This is a genomic window from Bradyrhizobium tropiciagri (genome assembly GCF_018130545.1).
Lineage (GTDB): Bacteria > Pseudomonadota > Alphaproteobacteria > Rhizobiales > Xanthobacteraceae > Bradyrhizobium > Bradyrhizobium tropiciagri_A.
This window is the reverse complement of sequence record NZ_JAFCKF010000004.1, coordinates 569,813-592,244: the sequence shown is the minus strand read 5'-3', so window position 1 is coordinate 592,244 and position 22,432 is coordinate 569,813. Positions and strand designations below refer to the sequence as shown.

Here is a 22,432-nt window from a genome sequence, read left to right as displayed (position 1 = left end):
ATGTCGTTGCTCCAGAGCACCCAGTTGCGCCCTGATCCATCCGCCAACGCGCCCCGCCGCGCCCTGATCCCCGCCTGGCCGGAATTTCAGAACCCGGCGGCATGGCTGGTCGCGCTGATCCTGGTGATCATGCCGCTGATCGCCAACGGCTTCTTCCTGATCGAGATCTTCGCCACCACGCTGATCCTTGGTGTCATTGCGCTGAGCCTGATGTTCCTCGCCGGCTATGGCGGCATGGTCAGCTTGATGCAGCTCACCATCGCGGGCTTTGCCGGCTACATGGTCGCGGTGTTCGGCATCAGCGGCAACGCCAATATCAGCTTGGGTTGGCCGTGGTGGCTGGCAACGCCGATGGCGCTGGCGCTGGCGACGCTGTTCGGCACGCTCGGCGGCGCGCTCGCGGTGCGCACCGAGGGCATCTACACCATCATGATCACGCTGGCGATCGGCGCCGCGTTCTACTACTTCACCAACCAGAACTGGGCGATCTTCAACGGCCACACCGGCATCAACACTGTCGCAACACCGCATTTCTGGGGCGTCGACTGGCGCGGCGACATCGCGTTCTACTATGTGACGCTCGGCGTCGCCGCGATCTGCTACTTCGCGGTCCAATATATCTCGCGCGCGCCGTTCGGCCTTGCGCTGCAAGGCGTCCGCGACAATTCCCGCCGGATGGCCGCGCTCGGCTTCAATCCCAATGCGCACCGCATCGCGGCTTACGCCTTCGCCGCCTTCATCGCAGCGCTCGGCGGCGTGCTGCAGGTCTGGAACTACCGGCAGATCTCGCCCGGCTCGGTCAGCGTCGGCGCCTGCATCGACGTGCTGATCATCGCCGTGGTCGGCGGCATCACAAGGCCGATCGGTCCGTTCATCGGCGCGCTGATCTTCGTGCTGTTGCGTACCTTCGCGCTCGACGTGCTGATCAAGTTCGGCCTCGATGGCAACCGATTCCGGCTGCTGATCGGGCTCGGATTTCTCGCCATCGTGTTCTGGTCATCCGACGGCGTGATCGGGCTCTGGGAACGCTGGCGACAGCGCAATGCATCGTCGACGCTACGTTCAGGCGGAGGCCGCCATGGATAGCGTCGCACAGCGGCTGTCGGTGGTCGGCGCCGGTGCTGCGCTGGAGCTGCGCGGCGTGACGCGGCTGTTCGGCGCGCTGGCGGCGCTGACCGACGTCACCATCACCGTGCGCCCAGGCGAACGCCGCGCGGTGCTCGGCTCCAACGGCGCCGGCAAGACCACGCTATTCAACTGCATCACCGGCGACTTCCCGCCCTCCTCCGGCACGATCCGCTTCTTCGGCGAGGATATCACCCAGTTCCCGCCCTATGAACGCATCCGCCGCGGCTTGCGCCGCACCTACCAGATCTCGGCGCTGTTTCCCGGCCTCACCGTGCAGGACAACGTCTACCTCGCCTGCCGCGGCGTCTCGCGCGGCCGCTTCTCGTTCCTGCGCCCCGGGCAGAACGATGCGCTGATGCACGCGACCGAAACGCTGGTGCAGGCCGTGCACCTCGCAGGCGTCAAGGACCAGCGCGTCGCCGAGTTGGCGCATGGCCAGCAGCGCCAGCTCGAGATCGCGCTGGCGCTCGCCGGCGCGCCGCGCTTCATCCTGTTCGACGAGCCAGCGGCCGGTCTGTCGCCGACCGAACGGCGCGAGCTGATCGAGATCCTGACCTCGCTACCGGCCCATATCGGCTACATCATCATCGAGCACGACATGGACGTCGCGCTGCGCGTCGTCGAGAGCGTGACGATGATGCACAACGGCCGCATCTTCAAGGAAGGCCTGCCGCGCGAGATCGAATCCGATCCCGAGGTGCAGGAGCTTTATCTCGGAGGCGGCCATGAATGACCGCCGCGCCGCGCCTGCGCTCGAGGTCAAGGGTCTCGACGTCTATTACGGCCATTCGCACGCGCTGCAGGGCGTCGATCTGACGCTCGATAGCGGTGTGTTCTCGGTGGTCGGCCGCAACGGCATGGGCAAGACCACGCTGTGCAAGGCCATCATGGGCCTGGTGCGCGCCAGCGGCGGTTCGATCCGGATCCGCGGCGAGGAGGTCACGCGGCTCAATCCGGCGCGGATCGCCCGGCTCGGCGTCGGTTATGTGCCACAGGGCCGCCGCCTCTGGCGTTCACTGACGGTCGACGAGCACCTCGCGCTCGCCGGCGGCCTGCGCCGCGGCGCCTGGACCATCGAGCGCATCTACGACACCTTCCCGCGGCTTGCCGAGCGCAAGAACAACGGCGGCAACCAGCTCTCCGGCGGCGAGCAGCAGATGCTCGCAATCTCGCGCGCGCTGCTGACCAATCCGCAACTCCTGATCATGGACGAGCCGACCGAAGGCCTTGCGCCTGTGATCGTCGCGCAGGTCGAGGAAATGCTGCTGCGCCTCGGCGATGAAGGCGACATCTCCGTGCTGGTCATCGAGCAGAATATCGGCGTGGCGACGGCGGTGTCGCGCAACGTCGCCATCATGGTCAATGGCCGCATCAACCGCATCATCGACTCCGCGCGCCTCGCGACCGACCGCGAGTTGCAGCAGCGCTTGCTCGGTGTCGGCACCCACGGTGCTGATGAGACCGACGCCGAGGCCGCGCCGGCGAAGGCTGAAGCACCCGGCACGCCGCAGCCGGAGCGCAAGGGTCCAGTCCGAATCTACGTCTCCAATCCCGTGCTGCCGACGCGCTGGTCGCAGCCGGTGCCGATCGCCCGCATCGAGGCCGCCGCGCGGACGCAGTCCGCCGGAGTGACGCGGCTTGAAGAGGCAACTCGCACGCGGCGCGAGCCTGTAACGTCGAAGACATCGGGGCCACCGGTCGTGCTGGTCGTCGGCACGCTCGACACCAAGGGTGCAGAGCTGCGCTTCATCCGCGACATCATTGCCGGCAGCGGCCTGCGCACCCGGCTGGTCGACGTCTCGACCAGCGGCAAGGCGGCGAGCTGCGACGTCACCGCGCAGGAGATCGCGCTGAACCACGGCCGCGGTGGCTCCAGCGTATTCGGGGCCGATCGCGGCGCCTCTGTCACCGCGATGGCGGAAGCATTCGAGCGCTGGCTGCGTCGCCAGGGCAATGTCGCCGGGATCATCTCCGCCGGTGGCTCCGGCGGCGCGTCACTGGTCGCGCCGGGCATGCGCGCGCTGCCGGTCGGCGTGCCGAAACTCATCATCTCCTCGGTCGCATCGGGCGACGTCGGTCCCTATGTCGGCCCCGCTGATATCACCATGATGTATTCGGTGACCGATGTGCAGGGCCTGAACTCGATCTCGCGCACGGTGCTCGGCAACGGCGCCCATGCGCTGGTCGGCATGGTCAAGGCGCGGCTAGACGAGCATGCCGGCAAGCAGCGCGACACGGTAAATCTTCCGGCGATCGGCATCACCATGTTCGGCGTCACCACGCCGGCCGTGCAGAAGATCGCGGCCGACCTGCGCGAGGATTTCGAGTGCCTCGTCTTCCACGCCACCGGCGTCGGCGGCCGCTCGATGGAGAAGCTGGTCGAGTCCGGCCAGCTCGCCGGCGTGATCGATCTCACCACCACCGAGGTCTGCGATTTGCTGATGGGCGGCGTGTTCCCCGCGACCGAGGATCGCTTCGGCGCCATCATCCGCAGCCGCGTGCCCTATGTCGGCTCGGTCGGCGCGCTGGACATGGTGAACTTCGGCGCGCCGGACACGATTCCCGAGCGTTACCGGCAGCGCAAATTCCACGTTCACAATCCGCAGGTCACGTTGATGCGGACCACGCCGGAAGAGAACGAGGGCATCGGCAGATGGATCGGCGAACGCCTGAACCAGATGGATGGGCCGGTGCGCTTCTTCCTGGCCGAAGGCGGCGTCTCGGCGCTCGATGCGCCGGGCCAGCCGTTCTGGGACCCCGATGCGGACGCTGCGCTGTTCCGCGCGCTGGAACGCACCGTGCGCCAGACCGGCAACCGGCAGCTCATCCGCGTCAAGCGCAACATCAACGATCCCGAGTTCACCGCCGCCATCGTCAGCGCGTTCCGTCCGCTGCTTGGACGCGCCGGTGGTCGGCGGAGACTGGCGAGGTGACCCATGCCCAGGTTTGAACGCGCGGCACTATTGAAGAAATTTCACGCCATGATCGCACGCGGCGAGCCGATCGTCGGCGGGGGCGCCGGCACCGGGCTGTCGGCGAAATGCGAGGAGGCCGGCGGTGTCGACCTGATCGTGATCTACAATTCCGGCCGCTACCGCATGGCCGGCCGCGGCTCGCTCGCCGGGCTGATGCCCTATGGCGATGCCAACGCCATCGTCGTCGAGATGGCCGGCGAAGTATTGCCGGTCGTGACCAGCACGCCGGTGCTCGCCGGCGTCAACGGCACCGATCCATTCCGCGACATGGACGTGTTCCTCGACCAGCTCAAGGCGCTGGGCTTTGCCGGTGTGCAGAACTTCCCGACCGTCGGCCTGATCGACGGCGTCTTCCGCGCAAACCTTGAAGAAACAGGCATGTCCTACGCGCTCGAGATCGACATGATCGCGAAAGCGCATGACAAGAACATGCTGACCACGCCCTATGTGTTCAGCGAGCAGGAGGCGACAGCGATGGCGATCGCCGGCGCCGATATCATCGTCTGCCATATGGGCCTGACCACGGGCGGCACGATCGGCGCGCAGACCGCGCTCAGGCTTGAAGACTGCCCCGCACGCATCGAGGCCTGGGCGGAGGCTGCGCTCAGCGTCAACTCGAACATCATCGTGCTTGCGCATGGCGGTCCGATCGCGGACCCCGCGGATGCCGATTTCATCATGAAGAAGACCCGCAACTGCCATGGCTTCTACGGCGCCTCCTCGATGGAGCGCTTGCCGGTCGAGCGGGCGCTGACGGAACAGGTTCGCAAATTCAAGGCGATCGGCGCGCGCTAGAGCCGCCGCGACCAAGGGAGGAAGAGATGTCGGGGATGCTGGTCGGTGAATTGATCCTCTGGCTCATCGTCGCAATCGTCGCGATCGTCATCATCGTCTATGTCGTGAACTGGCTGTATCACCGCTCGTCGAAGGAGGTCTCCTTCGTCCGCACCGGATTCATGGGCGAGCGCGTAGTGATCAATGGCGGCGCCTTCGTGCTGCCGTTCATCCACGACTACACGCCGGTCAACATGAACGTGCTGCCGATGGGGATCGTGCGCTCGCGCCAGGACGCCGTGATCACCCGCGACCGCATGCGGGTCGACATCGAGGCCGATTTCTACGTCCGGGTGCAGCCGACCCGCGAGGCGGTCTCGATCGCCGCCGCCACGCTCGGCCGTCGCACCATGGAGCCTCAGCAACTGCACACCCTGCTGTCCGGCAAGTTCATCTCCGCGATCCGCTCGGTTGCCTCCGAAATGACGATGGAGCAGATGCATGAGCAGCGCGGCGACTATGTTGCGCGCGTCAAGGCCAATGCCGCGGAAGCGCTGGCGCAGAACGGTCTCGAGTTGGAATCGGTTGCGATCACCGATCTCGACCAGACTGACCTGGAATATTTCAATCCCTCGAACCGCTTCGATGCCGAGGGCCTGACCCGGCTGATGGAGGACATCGAAGCCAAGCGCAAGCTGCGCAACGACATCGAGCAGGACTCGATGATCAAGATCCGCTCTCGCAATCTCGAAGCCGAGCGGCAGGCGCTGGAGATCGAACGCGAGAGCGAGACCGCCCGTCTCGAGCAGGAGCGCGACATCGAGATGCGCCGCGCCCTGCAGCGCACCGAGGTCGCCCGCGAGCGCGCGCTGCGCGAGACCGAGTCCGAGCAGGCCCAGATCGCCGCGCGTGAAGCCATTGAGAAGGCACGCATCTCCAATGAGCAGGCGATCACCGAGGCGCGCATCGCTTCGGAACGCGAGACCAGGCACAAGGAGATCGAGCGGACCCGCGCGGTCGAGGAAAAAGAGCTGCTGGCCCGCGAGGAGATCGAGAAGGTCCGGATCGCCAACCAGCGCTCGGTCGATACCACCCGGATCGCGTCGGAGCGTGAGGTGCGGCAACGCGAGATCGAGCGGATGCGCACAGTCGAGGAAGCCGAGATCGCCGCGCGCGAGGCGATCGAGAAGGCCCGCATCCAGCAGGACCGCGTCGTCACCGATGCCCGCATCGCCAATGAGGAAGAGACCCGCCGCCGCGAGATCGAGCGCACCCGAGCGGTCGACGAGGCCGAGATTGCGGCCCGCGAAGCCACCGAGAAGGCGCGCATCGCCCAGACCATGACGGTCAATGTCGAGCGCATCTCCTCGGATGAGCGCACCCGGGCGCTGGAGATCCAGCAGGTCCGCACCATCCAGGAAGCCGAGATCGAGGCGCAGAAGGCGGTCGAGGCCGCCCGCATTATCAGAGAGAAGACGCTGGCCGCCGAGCGCATTGCCGCCGACCACACCACCCGCAAGCTCGAAATCGAGCGCAACCAGGCGGTCGAGATCGCCGGCATCAGCGCGCGCGAGGCCACTGAAGCGTCGCGGATCGCCCAGGAGGAGCACGTCCGCGCACTTGAAATCGCGCGCACCCGCGCGATCGAGGAAGCCGACATCGCCTCGCGCGAGGCGATCGAGGCGGCACGGATCTCGCAGGAGAAGTCGGTTGCCGCACAACGCATTCGTGCCGAGCGCGAGACCCGCGGGCTCGAAATCGCGCGCACCGAGGCGATCGAGGCCGCCGAGCTGAAGCGCCGCGACGCCATCGAGCGACAGCGGATCGACGTCGAGCTGGCGCTGGAAAGCGAGCGGATCGCCTCGTCCAGAACCCGCGAAGTGCTCAATATCGACCAGAGGAAGACGATCGAGCTCGCCGACGAGGAGCGCGTGATCGCGCTCGCCGCCAAGCGTTCCGAGCGGATCGATGCCGACCGCCAGGTCAGGCAGGCCGAGATTGTGGCGCGCAAGGAAGTCGACACCACCGACGTCTCGCGCGAGCAGGCGCTGGAAGCGGCCCGGATCGAACGGCGCCGCTCGATCGAGCAGCTCGAAGTCGCCCGCAACCAGTCGTTACAGGAGGCCGAGATTGCCGCGCGCGAGGAGGTCGAACGCGCCCGGATCGCGTCGGATCGTGGCCTCGATGAGGCCAGGGTCGGCCGCGAGCGCGAGCTGCGCAAGCTCGAGGTCAACCGCGAGAAGGATGTCGAGACCGCGCTGATGGAGAAGGCCATCGCGCTGCATCAGAAGTCGCTTGAGGAATCTGCGGCGCGCGCTGCCGCCGAGGACGCCCGGATCCGTGCGACCGAGGCCGCCGAGCGCGTCGTCACCGCGCGCGAAAGCGAGATCGCGAAGCGGCGCAAGACGGTCGAGGTGCTGCTTGCCGAAAAGCAGGCCGAGGAGACCAAGATCGCTGCCGACGCCGAACGTGTCCGCGCCGCGGTCGAGGCCGAGGCGCAGCGCCTGCTCAACGAGGCGGAGAACGTGCTGACGGACCAGGCACGCTACTCGCTGTTCCGCCGCAAGCTGCTCGACCGGATCGAGGGCATCGTGCGCGAGAGCGTCAAGCCGATGGAGAAGATCGAGGGCATCCGCATCCTCCAGGTCGACGGCCTCAACGGCAATGGAAATGGCGGCGGCTCTGGCCGCAGCGCCACCGACGAGGTGATCGATTCCGCGCTGCGCTACCGCGTGCAGGCGCCGTTGATCGACTCGATCCTGTCAGACATCGGCGTCGAGGGGGGCAGCCTGGCCAAGATGCCCGGCCTGATTCGTGAGGCCCGCGACATGCAGGGCATCAAGGACTCCGCACGCAAGGGCGGCGGCGATGCCAAACCGGCGGCCTCCGAGGGCGGCGGCGAGCCGGCGCGCCCCGAGCGCACGCCGCGCAAGAAGGACTGAGCTGACACATGGCACGGGTTTACGTCTCCACCGTCGTCAACGCCCGCAATGACCGGGTCTGGGCCCGCGTCCGCGACTTCAACGGCCTGCCGAACTGGCACCCGGCGATCGCCGAGAGCCGGATCGAGGGCGGCGAGCCCTCGGACAAGATCGGCTGCGTCAGGGATTTCCGGCTGCGCAACGGTGACCGGATCAGGGAGAAGCTGCTCGGGCTATCCGACTACGACATGTTCTGCACCTACTCGATCCTGGAATCGCCGATGGGCGTCGAGAATTACGTCGCGACCTTGCGGCTGACGCCGGTCACCGATGGCGACCAGACCTTCATGGAGTGGACCGCCGAGTTCGACTGCGCGCCGGAGCGCGAGATCGAGCTGGTCAACAATATCGGCGGCGGCGTGTTCCAGGCCGGCTTCGACGCCCTGAAGCGGGCGTTTGGGGGATAGGCCGTGCCGCATATCGTCAAAAGCACGATCGTGGATGCACCGACCGATGCGGTGTGGGCCGTGCTGCGCGATTTCAACGGTCATGACCGCTGGCACCCGGCGGTCGCGACAAGCGGCATCGAGCGCGCGCAGCCCTCCGACAAGATCGGCTGCGTCAGGCGCTTCAAACTGAAGGACGGCGCCGAGCTGCGCGAGCAGCTGCTGGCGCTCTCCGATCTCGAACAGTCGTTCAGCTATTGCCTGCTTGATACGCCGATCCCGATGTTCAACTACGTGGCGCATGTCCGCCTGCTGCCGGTCACCGACGGCGACCGTACCTTCTGGCACTGGGAATCGCGCTTCTCGACCCGGATCGAAGACCGGGACCGCATCACGCAGATGGTCTCAGAGGATATCTACCAGGCCGGCTTTGAGGCCATCCGCCGGCATCTGAAGGAGGCCGCGTAAGCGGGAAGGACATCATGCCAGTCACGGTGAAGACCTTCACCAATACCCACGACGCCGCGGCGGCGCTGTCGTCCGATCGTAGCGCCCGTTATCTCGGCGGCGGCACGCTGGTGATGCGGGCGCTGAACGAGGGCGACATCTCGATCTCGACCGTGGTGCGCGCCAGCGACCAGGCCATGACACGGATCGACGCGTCGGGCTCGCGCATCACGCTCGGCGCCGGCGTCACCTTTGCCCGCATCCTGGCCGAACGCGATCTCGCCTTCCTGCACGGCCCTGCCCGCTCGATCGGCGGCCCGGCGGTGCGCAACATGGGAACCGTCGGCGGCAATCTGTTCGCGCCGGTGCCATATGGCGACTTCACGGTCGCGATGCTCGCGCTCGATGCAATGGTGTCGGTACAAGGCGGGCTCGGCGGCCGTGAGATCCCGATCGACGAATTCCTGCAATCGCGCGACCGGCAGACCGGCGTGCTGGTGCTGGCGATCTCCTTTGCCAAGCCCGGCAGCGCCGATGCCTTCCGCTACCGCAAGATCGCACGGATCAAGCCCAAGGGCGGCGCGGTGATTACGCTCGCGGCGCATCTGCCGGTCAACGGCAGCCGCATCGTCGGCGCCCGCGTGGCGCTCGGCTCGATGGCGCCGACGCCGATCCGCGCCCGTGCCGCCGAGCGCGCGCTGGAAGGCCGCGCGCTCGACGCGTCGACGATCAGTGCGGCGGCGACAGCAGCCGTCGAGGGAACGTCGCCCGGCGACAATGCACTCGCCAGCGCCTGGTATCGCCGCGAGATCGTCGGCGTACATCTCCGCCGCCTGTTGTCCGGTCAGGAATAGAGCGCATGGCCAAGACCCCTCTCCAATTCAGCCATAACGGCCGCGACGTCGCGATCTTCGTCGACGGCGGCACCAATCTGCTGGTCGCACTGCGTGAGCTGATCGGCGACATGACGCCGAAATTCGGCTGCGGCCAGGGCGGCTGCGGGACCTGCAGCGTGCTGATCGACGGCGAATTGCATCTCTCCTGTCTGACACTGGCCGAGACGATCGCCGGCCGATCGGTCGAGACGCTCGACGGCATCAAGGACGGTCCCAATCTGCACCCGCTACAGCGCGCCTTCGCCGACAATTTCGCCGCGCAGTGTGGCTATTGCACGCCGGGCATGCTGATGGCCGCCAAGGCGCTGCTCGATCGTAATCCACAGCCGAGCCGCGCCGAGGTGGTTGAGGCGATCTCCGGCAATATCTGCCGCTGCACCGGCTATGAGCCGATCATCAACGCCGTGCTGGCTGCCGCCTCCGGCGGCCGCGCCCGCGCGTAAGGAAACAGTGCCATGCTGGAATTACGCAAGGACCTCTTCGCCGAGGAGCGCGACGATAACCTGAAAGAGATCGGCAAGGGCACGCAGCGCCAGGACATGCTCGGCCATGTCACCGGCACCTCGCCCTATTTCGACGACCATAAGCTGCAGGGCATGCTGCACCTGAAAGTGGTCCGCAGCGCGCATTCTCATGCACGGCTGCGGCGCATCGACACCTCCGAGGCCGAGCGCTCGCAGGGGGTGCGGCGGGTGATCCGCGCCTCCGACGTGCCGCGCAATCTGAACACGCTGCTCTCGCTGATCAATTTCGGCAAGGACGACGAGCCGTCGCTGGCGTTCGACAAGGTGCGCTACAAGGGTGAGCCGATCGTCGCCATCGTCGCCGACAGCCCGCGCGAGGCCTATGAGGCGATCGCCAAGGTCAAGATCGACTATGAGCCGCTGCCGGCGGTGTTCGACGTCGAGGACGCCCTGAAGCCGGGCGCACCCGTCGTCAACGACGTCTATCCCAAGAACACCTTCACCTATCACGAGACCTACGACCGCCAGCAGCTGCGGTTCGGCGACGCCGACCGCGCGCTGGCCGCGGCCGACCATGTGCTGGAGCAACGCTACCAGATGTCGCCGATCGAGCACGCCCCGACCGAGACCAACGGCTCGATCGCGGCGCCTGACACCAATGGCCGCTATATCGTCTACACCTCGACGCAGGCGCTGTTCTTCTCGGTCGATACCTGCGCAAAGATCCTCGACGTGCCGTCCAACACGTTCCACTTCATCGGCGGCACGGTCGGCGGCGGCTTTGGCGGCAAGGTCGATACGCTGACCGAGCCGCTCTGCATCCTCGGCGCGATGCTGACGGGGCGACCGGTGCGTTACGTGTTCGGGCGCGAGGAGGAGATGCAATATGGCCCGCCGCGCGGCGCCGAGCGCATCTACATCAAGGACGGCGTGATGCGCGACGGCCGTGTCGTCGCCCGCAAGGTGCGCGCCTATTTCGATAGCGGCGCCTATACGCGGCTGTCGAGCTATGCGGCGGTGAAATGCGCCGCGCATCTGCCCGGGCCCTACACGATCCCGAACGTCCATGGCGACGTCTATTGCGTCTTCACCAACCGGACGCCCGCCACCGCGATGCGCGGCTTCGGCGTCACCGCGATGGATTTCGCCATCGAGTGCCAGATGGACAAGCTCGCCCATCTGGTCGGCATGGACCCGATGGAATTCCGGATCCTCAATGCGTATCGCGACGGCGACATGAAGGCGCATCGTCGCGAGGCCAAGAACACCGCGCTGATCGAATGCGTGCAGGTCGCAGCCGAGAAGGCCAAATGGCCGCTTCGCGAGGAGTTCAAGCGGATGTCGTCGCGCAAGGACGGCGGCGGCATCCGTGCAGCCGTGACGCTGACGCCGCGTGAATCGCACCCGCCAGCGGCCGCACCGTCGCAGCAGCGCACCACGTATGACCGTGCGCCGGCCGCGAGCCGCGAACCGCCACCACCGCCTCCTCCCCCGACGCCACCCTCGCCGCCACGGCCGAGCGCGCCCTCGCATGGCGCTACCCGTTTCTCTTCCGTCTTCGGCACCAGGAGGCGCTGACCATGACCAGGCATCGCGGACGCGGCATCGCGTCGGTCAATTATCCCATCGGCATGAATCTCGGCGGCGATCCGAGCCAGGCGCTGGTGCATTCCAACCCCAGCGGCAAGTTCACCGTGGCGCTGTCCTCGATCGATCTCGGCCAGGGCATGAAGTCGGTGACCCGCCAGATCTGCGCCGAGACGCTCGGCGTGCCGGTCGAGGACGTCTATGTCGACACCGCCGACTCCGACACCGGGCCGCACTGCATGGGTTCGTTCGCATCGCGTGGCACGCATCGCGTCGGCAACGCCGTAATGGCGGCGGCGCGGGAGGCGCGCGGCGTGATGATGGAGGCGGCGGCCGAGGAACTCGAAGTGAATGCCGCCGATCTCGAGACCGACGGTCGCGGCAACATCCACGTCAAGGGCGCGCCGCATCGCTCGATCTCGACCAAGGATGTTGCGATCGCCGCGCAATTCAAACAGGGCAAGACGATCTCCGGCCGCGGCATCTTCCTGGTGCCACTGTCCGACGTCGATCCCGAGACCGGCGAGATGTCGCCGGCGACCTGCTACGCGCATGCCTGTCTCGTCGCCGAGGTCGAGGTCGACGACGAGACCGGCGAGGTCGACATGGTCAGAATGGATTCCGCCTATGAGCTCGGCCGCGCGCTCAATCCACGGCTGGTCGAGCAGCAGCTGGTCGGCGGCGCCTGGATGGGCGTCAGCCACGCGCTCTTCGAGACGCCGGAGCCTTACTATCCGGAGCCGGTCCACGGGCCGCGCGACTTCGTCGAATACCAGATGCCGGGTCCGGGAGACATCTGCCCGCACGACATCGCGGTACTGGAACGTCCCGCACCCGACGGTCCGTTCGGCGCCAAGGGACCGGGCGAGATGTGCGCCAATCCGGTGCTGCCTGCGGTCGCCAACGCGATCTTCAACGCGGTCGGCGTCCGGATCGACGACCTGCCGATCACGCCGGAAAAAGTACTGCGCGCGATCCGGGCGCAGGGCGGCGCACGGCCGCAGCCGCGGCGCTGAGGTTTTCCATGCCGGTCCGCAGCAACATCGTCGGCATCGACAGCCCCGAGGCGCTGGAGAAGGCGCTGCGCGCGGCCTATTACCTCGCCGACGACGGCATCGCGACCGCCTCCTATCTCTCGCTTGCGCTCGGCAAGCCGCTGCTGCTGGAGGGCGCGCCGGGGGTCGGCAAGACCGAGGCGGCAAAGGCGATCGCCGCCGTGCTCGGACGCCGGCTGATCCGGCTGCAATGCTACGAGGGCATCGACGCTTCGGCGGCACTCTATGAGTGGAACTATCCGCGCCAGATGCTGGCGATCCGGCAGGCCGGCGAAGAGAGCATCGACATCTACGGCGAGTCGTTCCTGATCGAACGCCCGATGCTCGCGGCACTGCGCGCGCCCGACGCGACGGTGCTGCTGATCGACGAAATCGACCGCGCCGACCAGGAGTTCGAGGCCTTCCTGCTCGAATTCCTCTCCGATTTCCAGATCTCGATCCCCGAGCGCGGCACCATCCGCGCCGCCGAGCATCCGGTCGTGGTGCTGACCTCGAACCGGACGCGCGACCTGCACGAAGCGCTGAGGCGGCGCTGTGTCTATCACTGGATCGACTATCCGAACGCCGAACGCGAAGCCCGCATCGTGATGATGCGCGCCTCCAGCGTCGCCGAGGCCACCGCCCGCGCCGTGGTCGCCGCGGTCGGCCGGCTGCGCCGCGAGCCGCTGAGCAAGGCGCCGGGCATCGCCGAAGCGGTCGACTGGGCCGAAGCCGCAACCCTGCTCAACAAGGGCGGCGCGCGCTGGCCCGATGCCTTCAGGCGCTCGATCGGCGTTGCGCTGAAGGACGAGGAGGATCTGCATTTCATCTCGCCGCGCCTCGATGCCATCATCGCGGAGGCGGCCGCGTGAGCGACGATCTCCAGCTGCCGCGCGCCGCACGGATCTTCGTGTCGTTTGTCGCGCTGCTGCGCGCCAACAGCTTCTCGGTCGCGCCGGAGCAGACCACGAGCTTCCTCGCCGCGATCGAATTGCTCGGACCGAGAAGCCTGGAGCATATCCGACAAGCCGGGCTCGCGACCTTGGCTCCGCCCCCGGAGCGCCGCGCGACTTATGACCGGCTGTTCGACCTCCATTTCCGCGGCACTGATGCGATCGAGCAGGCCGAAGGCGAGGACGAGGAGACCGTCCGCCTGCAGGAGGAGGGCCGCGGCGAGGACGAGCCGCCGCTTGCCGACGAAGCCAACGAATCCGGCCTCGCCGCGGCGCGCGCCGAGGCACTGGTCGAGCGCAGATTTGCGCAAGTCCCGACCAGCGATCCGCTACGCCGGCTGTCACGTGAGGCGGCCCAGCGGCTGCCGCGGCGGCGCGGCCACCGGCGCCGCCGCGCGCGCTCCGGCCCGTTCGCCGATCTGCGCCGCACACTGCGTGACAGCGTCCGCAATGATGGCGAAGTGCTGCGGCTCGGCCGGATGCGCCGCCGCCAGCGCCCGCGCAAGATGCTGTTGCTGATCGACGTCTCCGGCTCGATGAAGGCGCGCACCGAGGAGAACATGCGGTTAGCACACGTGCTGGTGCAGTCGGCCGGCAATGTCGAGGTCTTCACCTTCGGCACACGGCTGACTCGCGTCACCCCTGCGCTGCGGCTGAAACGCCGCGAGCAGGCCCTGAGCGCAGCCTCGTTCCTGGTCAGCGACTGGGACGGCGGCACTCGGATCGGCGATGCACTGCAGGCCTTCCTCGCGGTGCCGCGGTTCGCGGGCTATGCCCGCGGCGCCGCGGTCGTGATCGTCTCCGACGGCCTCGAGCGCGGAGATCCGGCCGCACTGCGCGATGCCGTGGCAAAACTGTCGCGCCGGGCCTGGCGCGTCAGCTGGCTGACGCCGCTCGCGACCTCGCCCGGCTTCAAGCCGCAGACCGAGGCGCTGATCGCGATCGAGCGCTTCGTCGATGATCTCGTGGACGGTGCATCGAGCGCGGCTGTCGTCGCGCATCTGCTATCGCTTGGAATGAGGAGAGCTGCGTGACCGGCATTGTCGACGGACATCATCATATCTGGCGCCAGGCCGATCTCGCCTGGCTGTCCGGCCCGATGCAGCCACGTATCTTCGGCCCCTACGAGCCGATCCGTCGCGACTATCCGATTGAGGAATATCTCGACGACCTCAAAGGCACCGGCGTCACCCGCTCGGTCTATGTCCAGACCAACTGGCCGAACGGCCAGTTCGAGGATGAAGCGGCCTGGGTGCAGCAGACCGCTGACCAGCATGGCTGGCCGCACGCGCTCGTCGCCTATGCAGACTTTTCCGTCCACGACGTCCGCCCTCAGCTTGATCGCCTGCAGCGCTATCCGCTGATGCGCGGGGTGCGCATGCAGCTGCACTGGCACGACAACCCGCTGTATCGCTTCGCGACACGTCCCGATCTCTGCACCGACCCGGTGACCCGGCGCAATGTCGGCCACCTCGCCGATTACGGTTGGAGTTTTGATCTGCAGGTGTTCGCGCCACAGATGGCCGATGCCGCAGGTCTCGCCGAGGCCTGCCCCGATGTGACCTTCATCCTGCAACATGCCGGCATGCTGGAAGACTTGTCGCCGCAAGGCCGCGCCGCCTGGCGCGCCGGCATGGCGCGGCTGGCACAATGCCCGAACGTGGTGTCGAAGTTGTCTGGGCTCGGCACCTTCATCCATCGCAACGATCCCGCGCACATCGCCGGCATCGTCATCGACACGGTCGCGATCTTCGGCGCGGATCGCTGCTTGTTCGGTTCCAACTTTCCGATCGAGAAACTGTGGACCAGCTACCGCGATCTCGTCGACGCCTTCAAGGCGGCCGCCGAACGGTTAAGTCCCGAGCAGCGCGAGGCGATCTTCAGCACAACGGCGGCGCGGGTCTATCGGCTGGGGCCGTAGACGCGACGTCGACACAAACACAAACGAATACGAATTTGGAGGGAGAGCGATGCCGTTGGAGATCAAGGTCCTGGACTATGGCGATATCGAGCTGGAATCGAGCTTCCTCGTGCTCGGGCACAATTGCGGCCGCACGCGCCGCGTGCTGACGCTCGGCTTTTTGATCCTCGGCGGCCCCTACCCTGTGCTGGTCGATACCGGCTATCGCTCCAACCAGATCATGGAGACGCTCGGCATGCGCGGGCTCCAGTTCCACGAGAACATGATCGAGAACCAGCTGGCGCGTCACGGCGTGCGGATGGGCGACGTGCGCTTCGTCTGCCACACCCATCTGCACATCGACCATGCCGGCAAGGACGATCTGTTTCCGATGAACACCACCGTCGTCCTCAACCGCAAGGAGCTGGAATATTCCGTCTCCGGCCTGATGCACCCGCAATATCCCGCGCCCGACATCAAGCATTTGATCGATCGGCTGCACACCAAGAGCGCGTTGCGCTTCCTCGACCTCGAAATCACCGGCCCGGTCGAGCTGATGCCCGGCGTCTATTGCGACGCGGCCAACGCCCATACCGAAGGCTCGATGAACATCCACGTCCACACCGCCGACGGGATCGCGACGATCTGCGGCGACGTGATCTACGATTTCAACGACCAGATCGTGAATCCATTCAACGAAATCCACGACGCCGAGCCGCGCACGACAGGCAATCATGGCACCAGCAAGCGCGCCGAGAAGGCCGCGATCAAGAAGCTGCTTTCCAGCTCCCGCTATCTATTGCCGGTGCATGATCGCCCGGCCAAGATCGAGGGCGGCGCGGTGGTCGGCCGCCTGCACGACCAGGTGCCCGGGCCCGTCGTGCAGAGCCTGCCGCAACGCAACTGGTTCCCGGCGTAACAGCGAGGACGAATGCGATGACGCATGTCACGCTGCGTAGCGAGTTCGAAGACCTGATCGACCCGTATGCGCCGGTCGGCCAGGTCGGCACCGGCTTCGATTTCACGGAAGGACCGATCTGGCATCCGCTGGAGCATTTCCTGCTATTCTCTGACATGCCGGGCGACGTGCGCCGGCGCTGGGATGCGCGGCGCGGCGTGGTCGAAGTCAAGCGGCCATCGAACAAATGCAACGGCATGACCTATGACGCGGACCTCAACCTGATCGTCTGCGAGCATGCGACGTCGTCACTGATCCGCGAGCGACCCGACGGACGACGGGAGGTGCTGGCCTCGCATTACGAGAACCAGGAGCTCAACAGTCCGAACGACGTCTGCGTGCATTCGAGTGGCGCAATCTATTTCTCCGACCCCTGGTATGGCCGCATGCCGGTCTATGGCGTCGAGCGGCCGCGCCAGCTCGGCTTCCAGGGCGTCTATCGCGTCCCGCCAGGCGGCGGCGCGCCGAAATTGCTGGTCGACCGCTATCTGTTCGAGCAGCCGAACGGGCTGTGCTTCTCGCCCGACGAGCGCATCCTCTATGTCAACGACACCGTGCAGGCGCTGATCCGCGCTTTCGATGTCGGCGCCGACGGCGCACTCGGCAATCCGCGCGTGTTCGCCTCCGGCATCCGCTCCGAGCTCGAGCCCGGCCTGCCCGACGGCATGAAGTGCGACCAGCGCGGCAATGTCTGGGTCACCGCGCCCGGCGGCGTCTGGGTCTATTCGCCTGATGGCAATCTGCTCGGCAAGGTCCGCCTGCCGGAGCTCGTCGCCAACCTCGCCTGGGGCGGCGCCGATTTCCGCACGCTGTATCTGACCGCGACCCATTCGGTCTATGCGATCCCGACCAGGGTCGGGCCGCGCCATGAGCCCTATATGAGCGGCAAGCGCGGCGCCGGTGCCGCGTCATCCGCGCCCGCGCCGAATCTCGCCGCCGGCGAGATGCAGATCGATCCGCAGCGCTGCGCGATGATCATCCAGGACATGCAGAACGACGTCATCATGGATGGCGGCGCGTTCGCCGAGTCCGGCGCGCCCGCACATGCAAGACAACAGCATGTCGTCGAGAATGTCCGCCGCGTCGCCGAGGCCGCGCGGGCGCGCGGCGTCGCCATCATTCACGTCTGGTTCGTGGTCGAGCCGGGGGCGCCCGGCGTGACCTTGAACGCTCCGCTGTTCGAGGGGCTGGTCGACAGCAAGGCGATGGTACGCGGCAGCTGGGGCGCGGCGCCGGTCTCGGGGCTCGAGCCGCGCCCGGGCGACTTCGTGGTCGAGAAGATGCGGATGAGCGCCTGGGAAGGCACACGGCTCGAGACCATCCTGAAGGCGACCGGCCGCGACATGATCATCAACACCGGGGCCTGGACCAACATGTCGGTCGAGCACACCGCGCGCACCGGCGCCGACAAGGGCTATTTCATGATCGTGCCGGAGGATTGCTGCTCGACCATGAATGCCGACTGGCACAACGCCGCGATCAACTTCGCGCTGCAGAACGTGTCCGTCGTGACCAACGCCGACACCGTCATCAAGGCGCTCGGCTGAGGAGGCGCGGTGCCGAAGCTGCTGCATCTTGCCTGCTCTCCCCGCGCCGATTCGGAATCGGCGGCCGGCGCGCGGGTCTTTCTCGATCGATTCCGCGAGGCGCGGCCGGACTGGGAGATCGACGCGATGAACCTGTGGCGCGAGCCGCTGCCGGAATTCGAGGGTTATCTGCTCGAAGCGAAATACGCCCGGATCGGCGGCAAGAGCTTCACCAATTCGCAGCACGACGCCTTCGCCGTCGCCGAGCGACTCGCACTGCGGCTGTCGCTGGCCGATCGCGTGCTGATCTCGACGCCGATGTGGAATTTCTCCATCCCCTACAAGCTCAAGCAGTGGCTCGACGTCATCATCCAGCCCGGCCTGACCTTCCGCTTCGACCCAGCGCAGGGCTATCTGCCGCTGCTCAAGGACCGCCCGACGGTTGTGATCCTGGCCAGCGGCAGCGACTTCGTCACCGGCATGAACCGCGGCCGCATCGACATGGCGACGCCGTACCTGCGCGAAGTGCTGCGCTTCATCGGCATCAGCGACGTACGCTTCGTGCCGATCGGCCCGACCACCGGGCCCACTGAGCCGATCCGCACGGCGCGGGAGGCGTCGCATCGGCGACTGGCGGAGATGGCGGCGAGGTTTTGAGCGGTCCCCATCCCACCGTCGTCCCGGGTCGCGCTTCGCTTGCCCGGGACGACGTCGGCAGAAATGCCGCTTCACATCCCAAGCAGCGCAGCTCGTAGGGCGGGTTAGCGAAGCGTAACCCGCCATCGTTGCCGGATGAGAATGGCGCTGGTGGGTTGCGCCTTCGGCTCACCCACCCTACGTCTCAGCCGCAGGAAACACGAGCCTGCACAACAGTCCCGGCGCGTTGTCGCGCAGTTCGATCCGCGCGCCGTGCAGGCTCGCGACCGCTGCGACCAGGCTGAGGCCGAGGCCGTTGCCCGGCGTGTAGCGGCTCTGCTCGAGCCGGTAGAAGCGCTTGAAAACGTGGTCGTACTGCTCGGCCGGGATACCGGGACCGTCATCGGCGACCGCAATTACCGCACCGTTCTCGTCGTTGTCGCAGGTCACGATCACCCGCCCGCCCGGGCGGCCATGCTTGATGGCGTTGTCGACGAGATTGGCAATGGCATCGAACAGCAGGTCGCGGTCGCCTGTGACCTGCACCGCGGGATCGCCGGCAAGCTCGAGATGGGTGGTGACCTCCTCGGCCGCAGCGTCGTAGAGCTCGACCACCTCGCCGGCGATCTCGACGAGATTGACGATGCGGAACGCGCCCTTGCGGGCCCGCGTCTCGATCTCGGAGATCCGCGTGATCGACGCGAACATCCCGAGCACCGCATCGAGATCGGCAATGGTGTCGCCGATCAGCGCCGCGTCGGCCTGCTGGTTGCGCGGGGCATGGTAGGCCTTCTCCAGCCGGCCGCGCATCCGGGTCAACGGCGTGCGCAAATCATGGGCAATGTTCTCGCCGACCTGCTTGACGTCCCCCATCAGGGTCTGGATGCGGTCCAGCATCAGGTTGAGATTCTCGGCGACGCGATCCCATTCGTCATGGCTGCCGCGGAGCGGGATGCGCTGGTCAAGGCCGGACAGCATGATGGCGCGGCTGATCGCATTGATCTGCTCGATCCGGCCGACGGTTCGCCGCGTGACCCCGATGCTGGCGGCGGCGGCAAGGCCGATGATCAGCAGCACGGCGGCGATGCCGGCGGCCCTGATTTGCGCCATGAAGCCGTCGAGGTCGCTGATGTCGCGGCCGACCAGCAGCCGATCACCGTTTGACAGGGTCTCCGTCACGCCGCGCATCAGCGCCGACCCCGAAGAGAGCGCCGGCAGCGAGGTGCGAAACTCGGCCCATCCCTGCCCGGAAGCGTCCGCCGGCCATTGCTTGAGATTTCCGGCGAGCGGCGCGGAGCCGGGACCGGCCAGCAGATAGACATGATCGGCAAAGTTCTTGTCGACGACGCGCTGGGCGATCAACGCGGTCAGGCCACCACGGCCGGACCGCGCATAGGCCTCATCGAGGCTCGCCTGCTCGATCATGATAGCGCGGTCGGACCTGTCGCGCACATAGGACAGCGTCGACCAATAGACATAGGCGAAGATCGCGGACACGATCAGGCCAAAGACGCCGATGGCGATCAAGGCCAGGCGGAATGTCGATGACCCGAGGGTCTTAGCCAGGAGCACGGAGGCAGTACCCGATGCCGCGAATGGTGTGGATCAGCGGATAGGCTTGCTGGTCGTCGACCTTGCGGCGCACCCGCCCGACATAGACATCGATGATGTTGGTCGAGGGATCGAAATGCAGATCCCAAACATGCTGCAACAGCATGGCGCGCGACACCACGCGGCCCTCGTTGCGCGCAAGATATTCGAGCAGCTGGAATTCCTTCGGCAGCAGCGGAATCTTGCGGCCGCGGCGGCTCGCCGTTCGCGCAATCAGATCGACAGCGAGATCGCCGACCCGCAGGATGGTCTCCTTGGCCACGGTCTCGCTGCGGCGGCCCAGCGCCTCCAGCCGCGCCAGCAACTCGACAAAGGAGAACGGCTTGACCAGATAGTCGTCGCCGCCGGCGCGCAGGCCGCGCACGCGATCGTCGACCTCGCCGAGCGCACTGATGATCAGGAACGGCACTGCGATGCCGTCGTCGCGCATCTGGCGCATCACCGTGATGCCATCGATGTCGGGCAGCATGCGATCGATCGTGATCACGGCATAGTCGCGCGCCGCGCCCTGGCTCAGCGCCTCGCGGCCGTTCGCGGCCAGATCGACCTCATAGCCGCTGGTGGTGAGCTCCTCGACGAGCTGGCCCGCGGTTTCAGGATCGTCCTCGACGACGAGAATGCGGCGGTGAGCTCCGGTCATTGTGCAAAACTCTCCGAGTTGTCTTGAACCCTGTCGAGTTCGCAAACTCTCCGAGTGCCCGTGCCCCGCGACAGCCGCCGCCAGACTATCCCAATCCGGGGCTGGATGGAACGCCTGGCGACGACCGCGACAACGGTGCGGTTGGTTGGGCGATCACCAATAGTCCCCGCACACATTGACCCATTGCAGCCCGTAAGCCGTCCATACCCTGCGGTAACAGCCTTCGTAGTAATCGGCATAGACGTAAGGCGCGCCGAAGAATGCGAAGCGATGGAAGCGATGATGATGGAAGAAGCCGCCGTGATGGAAGAAGCGTCCGCCGTGGAATCCGGCGCCGGCAAATCGCGGGCCGAATGCGGGAGCGCCGGCGAAGCGCGCGCCACCGAAATGGCCGCCGGCAAAATGGCCGCCGCCGCCCATCGCGGCAAACGCCATGCCTCCGCCACGCATACCGCCGCCGAAACCTCCGCCATGCATTCCGCCGCCAAAGCCGCCGCCATGCATGCCACCGCCCATGGCGCCGGCAAAGCCGCCGCCGTGGCCGCCGCCGAAACCACCGCCGCCGCCATGTCCGCCACCACCACCACCACCGCCGCCTCTGGCAAGAGCCGCGGGGGCAAGCGCAACGCTGACCGCGAGCGTCGCCGCCGTGAGACATTTGAGAAGCCTGTTCGTCATCGAGATATCCTCCCTGATTGGGACCGCGGCGAACTCTCATCGCCGCAAGCAGAGGATGCTCAGAAGACGCAAGCGTGAGGCCGACTTCAACTGACAAATGCGCCAGATTCTGACAGCGGATTTAGGATTGGCGCGAGGCTTTCCGCCTGCGGCACGCTTCGGGCTTCCGCTTCAAACTTTCAAACGATCCTCACGTCAGTCAGGACCGCTCGACTCCAGGATGCGCGTGGCGCAGGCGCAGCCCTTGATTTTGCGCGATCCCCGTGATAGCCAACCGACATGGTCACCGTCGTGCGCACCGCGAACCGTAAAAACATGACCCACTCTTGCTGGGCCGTGGAAGGAGTCGCGCGCTAGGAATTCGACGACGCGATCTTTCACCAGGCCCCGCCGGCATCGGACGGGGCCTTTTGTTTGGCCACACTCCTGCCGGCACAACAGCAGGAGCGTGCGATGCCACCTCAACAGACGAACTTCACAGCCGAGCCCGGGCGCGATGCCGCAGGGCTCAGCCGCGCCATCGCCTTGGCGAAAGACGCCCCGGGCGATGCGTTGGCCGAGACGTGCCCCGATGCCTCCATCGCGGCGCGGAGAGACGCTTTCTCGGAAAAGGAGGCGGCTGGACCACCGGTCGCATCGACGCGGAGCCTCCCAGGTTTGCTTCAGCGGTGCTGGCGTGCTTTCCGCAACTGGCAACAACGCAGGAGTTTACGCGTGAGCTTGCGCGACCTCAGCGACAGGGAGCTGATGGATATCGGCGTGACGCCCAGCGATATCGACTACATCGCCGCCCACCGAGCTCTCGAAAGGCTCCGGGACAGCAGGGCGCACCTATGGCTCTCGCGCGGACTGATGTAG

At 66.6% G+C, this 22,432-nt stretch carries 21 protein-coding genes; 18 read left to right on the top strand and 3 right to left on the bottom strand.

Annotated features, from left to right (window positions below; all coding sequences use genetic code 11):
- Genes JQ616_RS20480 through JQ616_RS20400 form a run of 17 tightly spaced genes read left to right on the top strand, consistent with a single transcriptional unit; the run spans position 1 to position 18,666 of the window.
- Positions 1-1,086, top strand: a complete 1,086-nt coding sequence (locus JQ616_RS20480; RefSeq protein WP_212017352.1) for a branched-chain amino acid ABC transporter permease — start codon at positions 1-3, stop codon at positions 1,084-1,086.
- The gene (locus tag JQ616_RS20475; RefSeq protein WP_212017350.1) at positions 1,079-1,861 is read left to right on the top strand and encodes an ABC transporter ATP-binding protein; all 783 of its coding nucleotides are present in this window, start codon (positions 1,079-1,081) and stop codon (positions 1,859-1,861) included. Before JQ616_RS20480 ends, JQ616_RS20475 begins: the two co-directional genes overlap by 8 nt.
- Entirely contained in the window at positions 1,854-4,061 is a 2,208-nt protein-coding gene (locus JQ616_RS20470; protein WP_212017348.1) for an ABC transporter permease, read from the top strand. Before JQ616_RS20475 ends, JQ616_RS20470 begins: the two co-directional genes overlap by 8 nt.
- Positions 4,062-4,064: 3 nt before the next feature.
- Complete coding sequence (locus JQ616_RS20465) at positions 4,065-4,898, top strand: phosphoenolpyruvate hydrolase family protein (RefSeq protein ID WP_212017347.1); 834 nt, start codon at positions 4,065-4,067, stop codon at positions 4,896-4,898.
- Positions 4,899-4,924: 26 nt separating this feature from the next.
- On the top strand, positions 4,925-7,819 hold the full coding sequence (locus JQ616_RS20460; protein WP_212017345.1) for a flotillin family protein: 2,895 nt from the start codon (positions 4,925-4,927) through the stop codon (positions 7,817-7,819).
- 8 nt (positions 7,820-7,827) lie between these two features.
- On the top strand, positions 7,828-8,265 hold the full coding sequence (locus JQ616_RS20455; protein WP_212017342.1) for an SRPBCC family protein: 438 nt from the start codon (positions 7,828-7,830) through the stop codon (positions 8,263-8,265).
- Positions 8,266-8,268: 3 nt separating this feature from the next.
- Positions 8,269-8,712 carry an SRPBCC family protein gene (locus tag JQ616_RS20450; protein ID WP_212017340.1) on the top strand — a complete coding sequence of 148 codons (444 nt, stop codon included), beginning with the start codon at positions 8,269-8,271 and terminating at the stop codon, positions 8,710-8,712.
- A 14-nt stretch (positions 8,713-8,726) separates the two neighbouring features.
- A complete protein-coding gene (locus tag JQ616_RS20445) occupies positions 8,727-9,545 on the top strand; it encodes an FAD binding domain-containing protein (RefSeq protein WP_212017339.1) in 819 nt (272 codons plus the stop codon).
- Positions 9,546-9,550: 5 nt separating this feature from the next.
- Positions 9,551-10,030, top strand: a complete 480-nt coding sequence (locus tag JQ616_RS20440) for a (2Fe-2S)-binding protein (protein ID WP_212017337.1) — start codon at positions 9,551-9,553, stop codon at positions 10,028-10,030.
- Between the two features lie 12 nt (positions 10,031-10,042).
- Positions 10,043-11,629: a xanthine dehydrogenase family protein molybdopterin-binding subunit gene (locus JQ616_RS20435; protein WP_212017335.1), complete on the top strand. Its 1,587-nt coding sequence runs from the start codon at positions 10,043-10,045 to the stop codon at positions 11,627-11,629.
- 2 nt (positions 11,630-11,631) lie between these two features.
- On the top strand, positions 11,632-12,654 hold the full coding sequence (locus tag JQ616_RS20430) for a xanthine dehydrogenase family protein molybdopterin-binding subunit (protein ID WP_212017333.1): 1,023 nt from the start codon (positions 11,632-11,634) through the stop codon (positions 12,652-12,654).
- A gap of 8 nt (positions 12,655-12,662) precedes the next feature.
- Positions 12,663-13,544 carry an AAA family ATPase gene (locus JQ616_RS20425; RefSeq protein WP_212017331.1) on the top strand — a complete coding sequence of 294 codons (882 nt, stop codon included), beginning with the start codon at positions 12,663-12,665 and terminating at the stop codon, positions 13,542-13,544.
- Positions 13,541-14,659 carry a vWA domain-containing protein gene (locus JQ616_RS20420; RefSeq protein ID WP_212017329.1) on the top strand — a complete coding sequence of 373 codons (1,119 nt, stop codon included), beginning with the start codon at positions 13,541-13,543 and terminating at the stop codon, positions 14,657-14,659. The genes JQ616_RS20425 and JQ616_RS20420 overlap by 4 nt, the downstream gene beginning before the upstream one ends.
- Positions 14,656-15,546 carry an amidohydrolase family protein gene (locus tag JQ616_RS20415; RefSeq protein WP_212017327.1) on the top strand — a complete coding sequence of 297 codons (891 nt, stop codon included), beginning with the start codon at positions 14,656-14,658 and terminating at the stop codon, positions 15,544-15,546. Before JQ616_RS20420 ends, JQ616_RS20415 begins: the two co-directional genes overlap by 4 nt.
- A 49-nt stretch (positions 15,547-15,595) precedes the next feature.
- Positions 15,596-16,444, top strand: coding sequence for an MBL fold metallo-hydrolase (locus JQ616_RS20410; protein ID WP_212017325.1), 849 nt, complete (start codon positions 15,596-15,598; stop codon positions 16,442-16,444).
- Between the two features lie 17 nt (positions 16,445-16,461).
- On the top strand, positions 16,462-18,030 hold the full coding sequence (locus tag JQ616_RS20405) for an isochorismatase family protein (RefSeq protein ID WP_212017323.1): 1,569 nt from the start codon (positions 16,462-16,464) through the stop codon (positions 18,028-18,030).
- 9 nt (positions 18,031-18,039) lie between these two features.
- Positions 18,040-18,666 carry an FMN-dependent NADH-azoreductase gene (locus JQ616_RS20400; protein ID WP_212017321.1) on the top strand — a complete coding sequence of 209 codons (627 nt, stop codon included), beginning with the start codon at positions 18,040-18,042 and terminating at the stop codon, positions 18,664-18,666.
- A 177-nt stretch (positions 18,667-18,843) separates the two neighbouring features.
- Here the strand turns inward: JQ616_RS20400 and JQ616_RS20395 are convergent, their stop codons facing one another.
- The 3 genes from JQ616_RS20395 to JQ616_RS20385 all read right to left on the bottom strand — a co-directional run bounded on the left by JQ616_RS20395 (position 18,844) and on the right by JQ616_RS20385 (position 21,574).
- Positions 18,844-19,863, bottom strand: coding sequence for a sensor histidine kinase (locus tag JQ616_RS20395; RefSeq protein ID WP_433995988.1), 1,020 nt, complete (start codon positions 19,861-19,863; stop codon positions 18,844-18,846).
- 340 nt (positions 19,864-20,203) lie between these two features.
- Entirely contained in the window at positions 20,204-20,896 is a 693-nt protein-coding gene (locus JQ616_RS20390) for a response regulator transcription factor (RefSeq protein ID WP_212017317.1), read from the bottom strand.
- A 153-nt stretch (positions 20,897-21,049) separates the two neighbouring features.
- Positions 21,050-21,574: a hypothetical protein gene (locus tag JQ616_RS20385; protein WP_212017315.1), complete on the bottom strand. Its 525-nt coding sequence runs from the start codon at positions 21,572-21,574 to the stop codon at positions 21,050-21,052.
- Positions 21,575-22,027: 453 nt separating this feature from the next.
- Between JQ616_RS20385 and JQ616_RS20380 the strand changes: the two genes are divergently transcribed.
- Positions 22,028-22,432: a DUF1127 domain-containing protein gene (locus tag JQ616_RS20380; RefSeq protein ID WP_212017313.1), complete on the top strand. Its 405-nt coding sequence runs from the start codon at positions 22,028-22,030 to the stop codon at positions 22,430-22,432.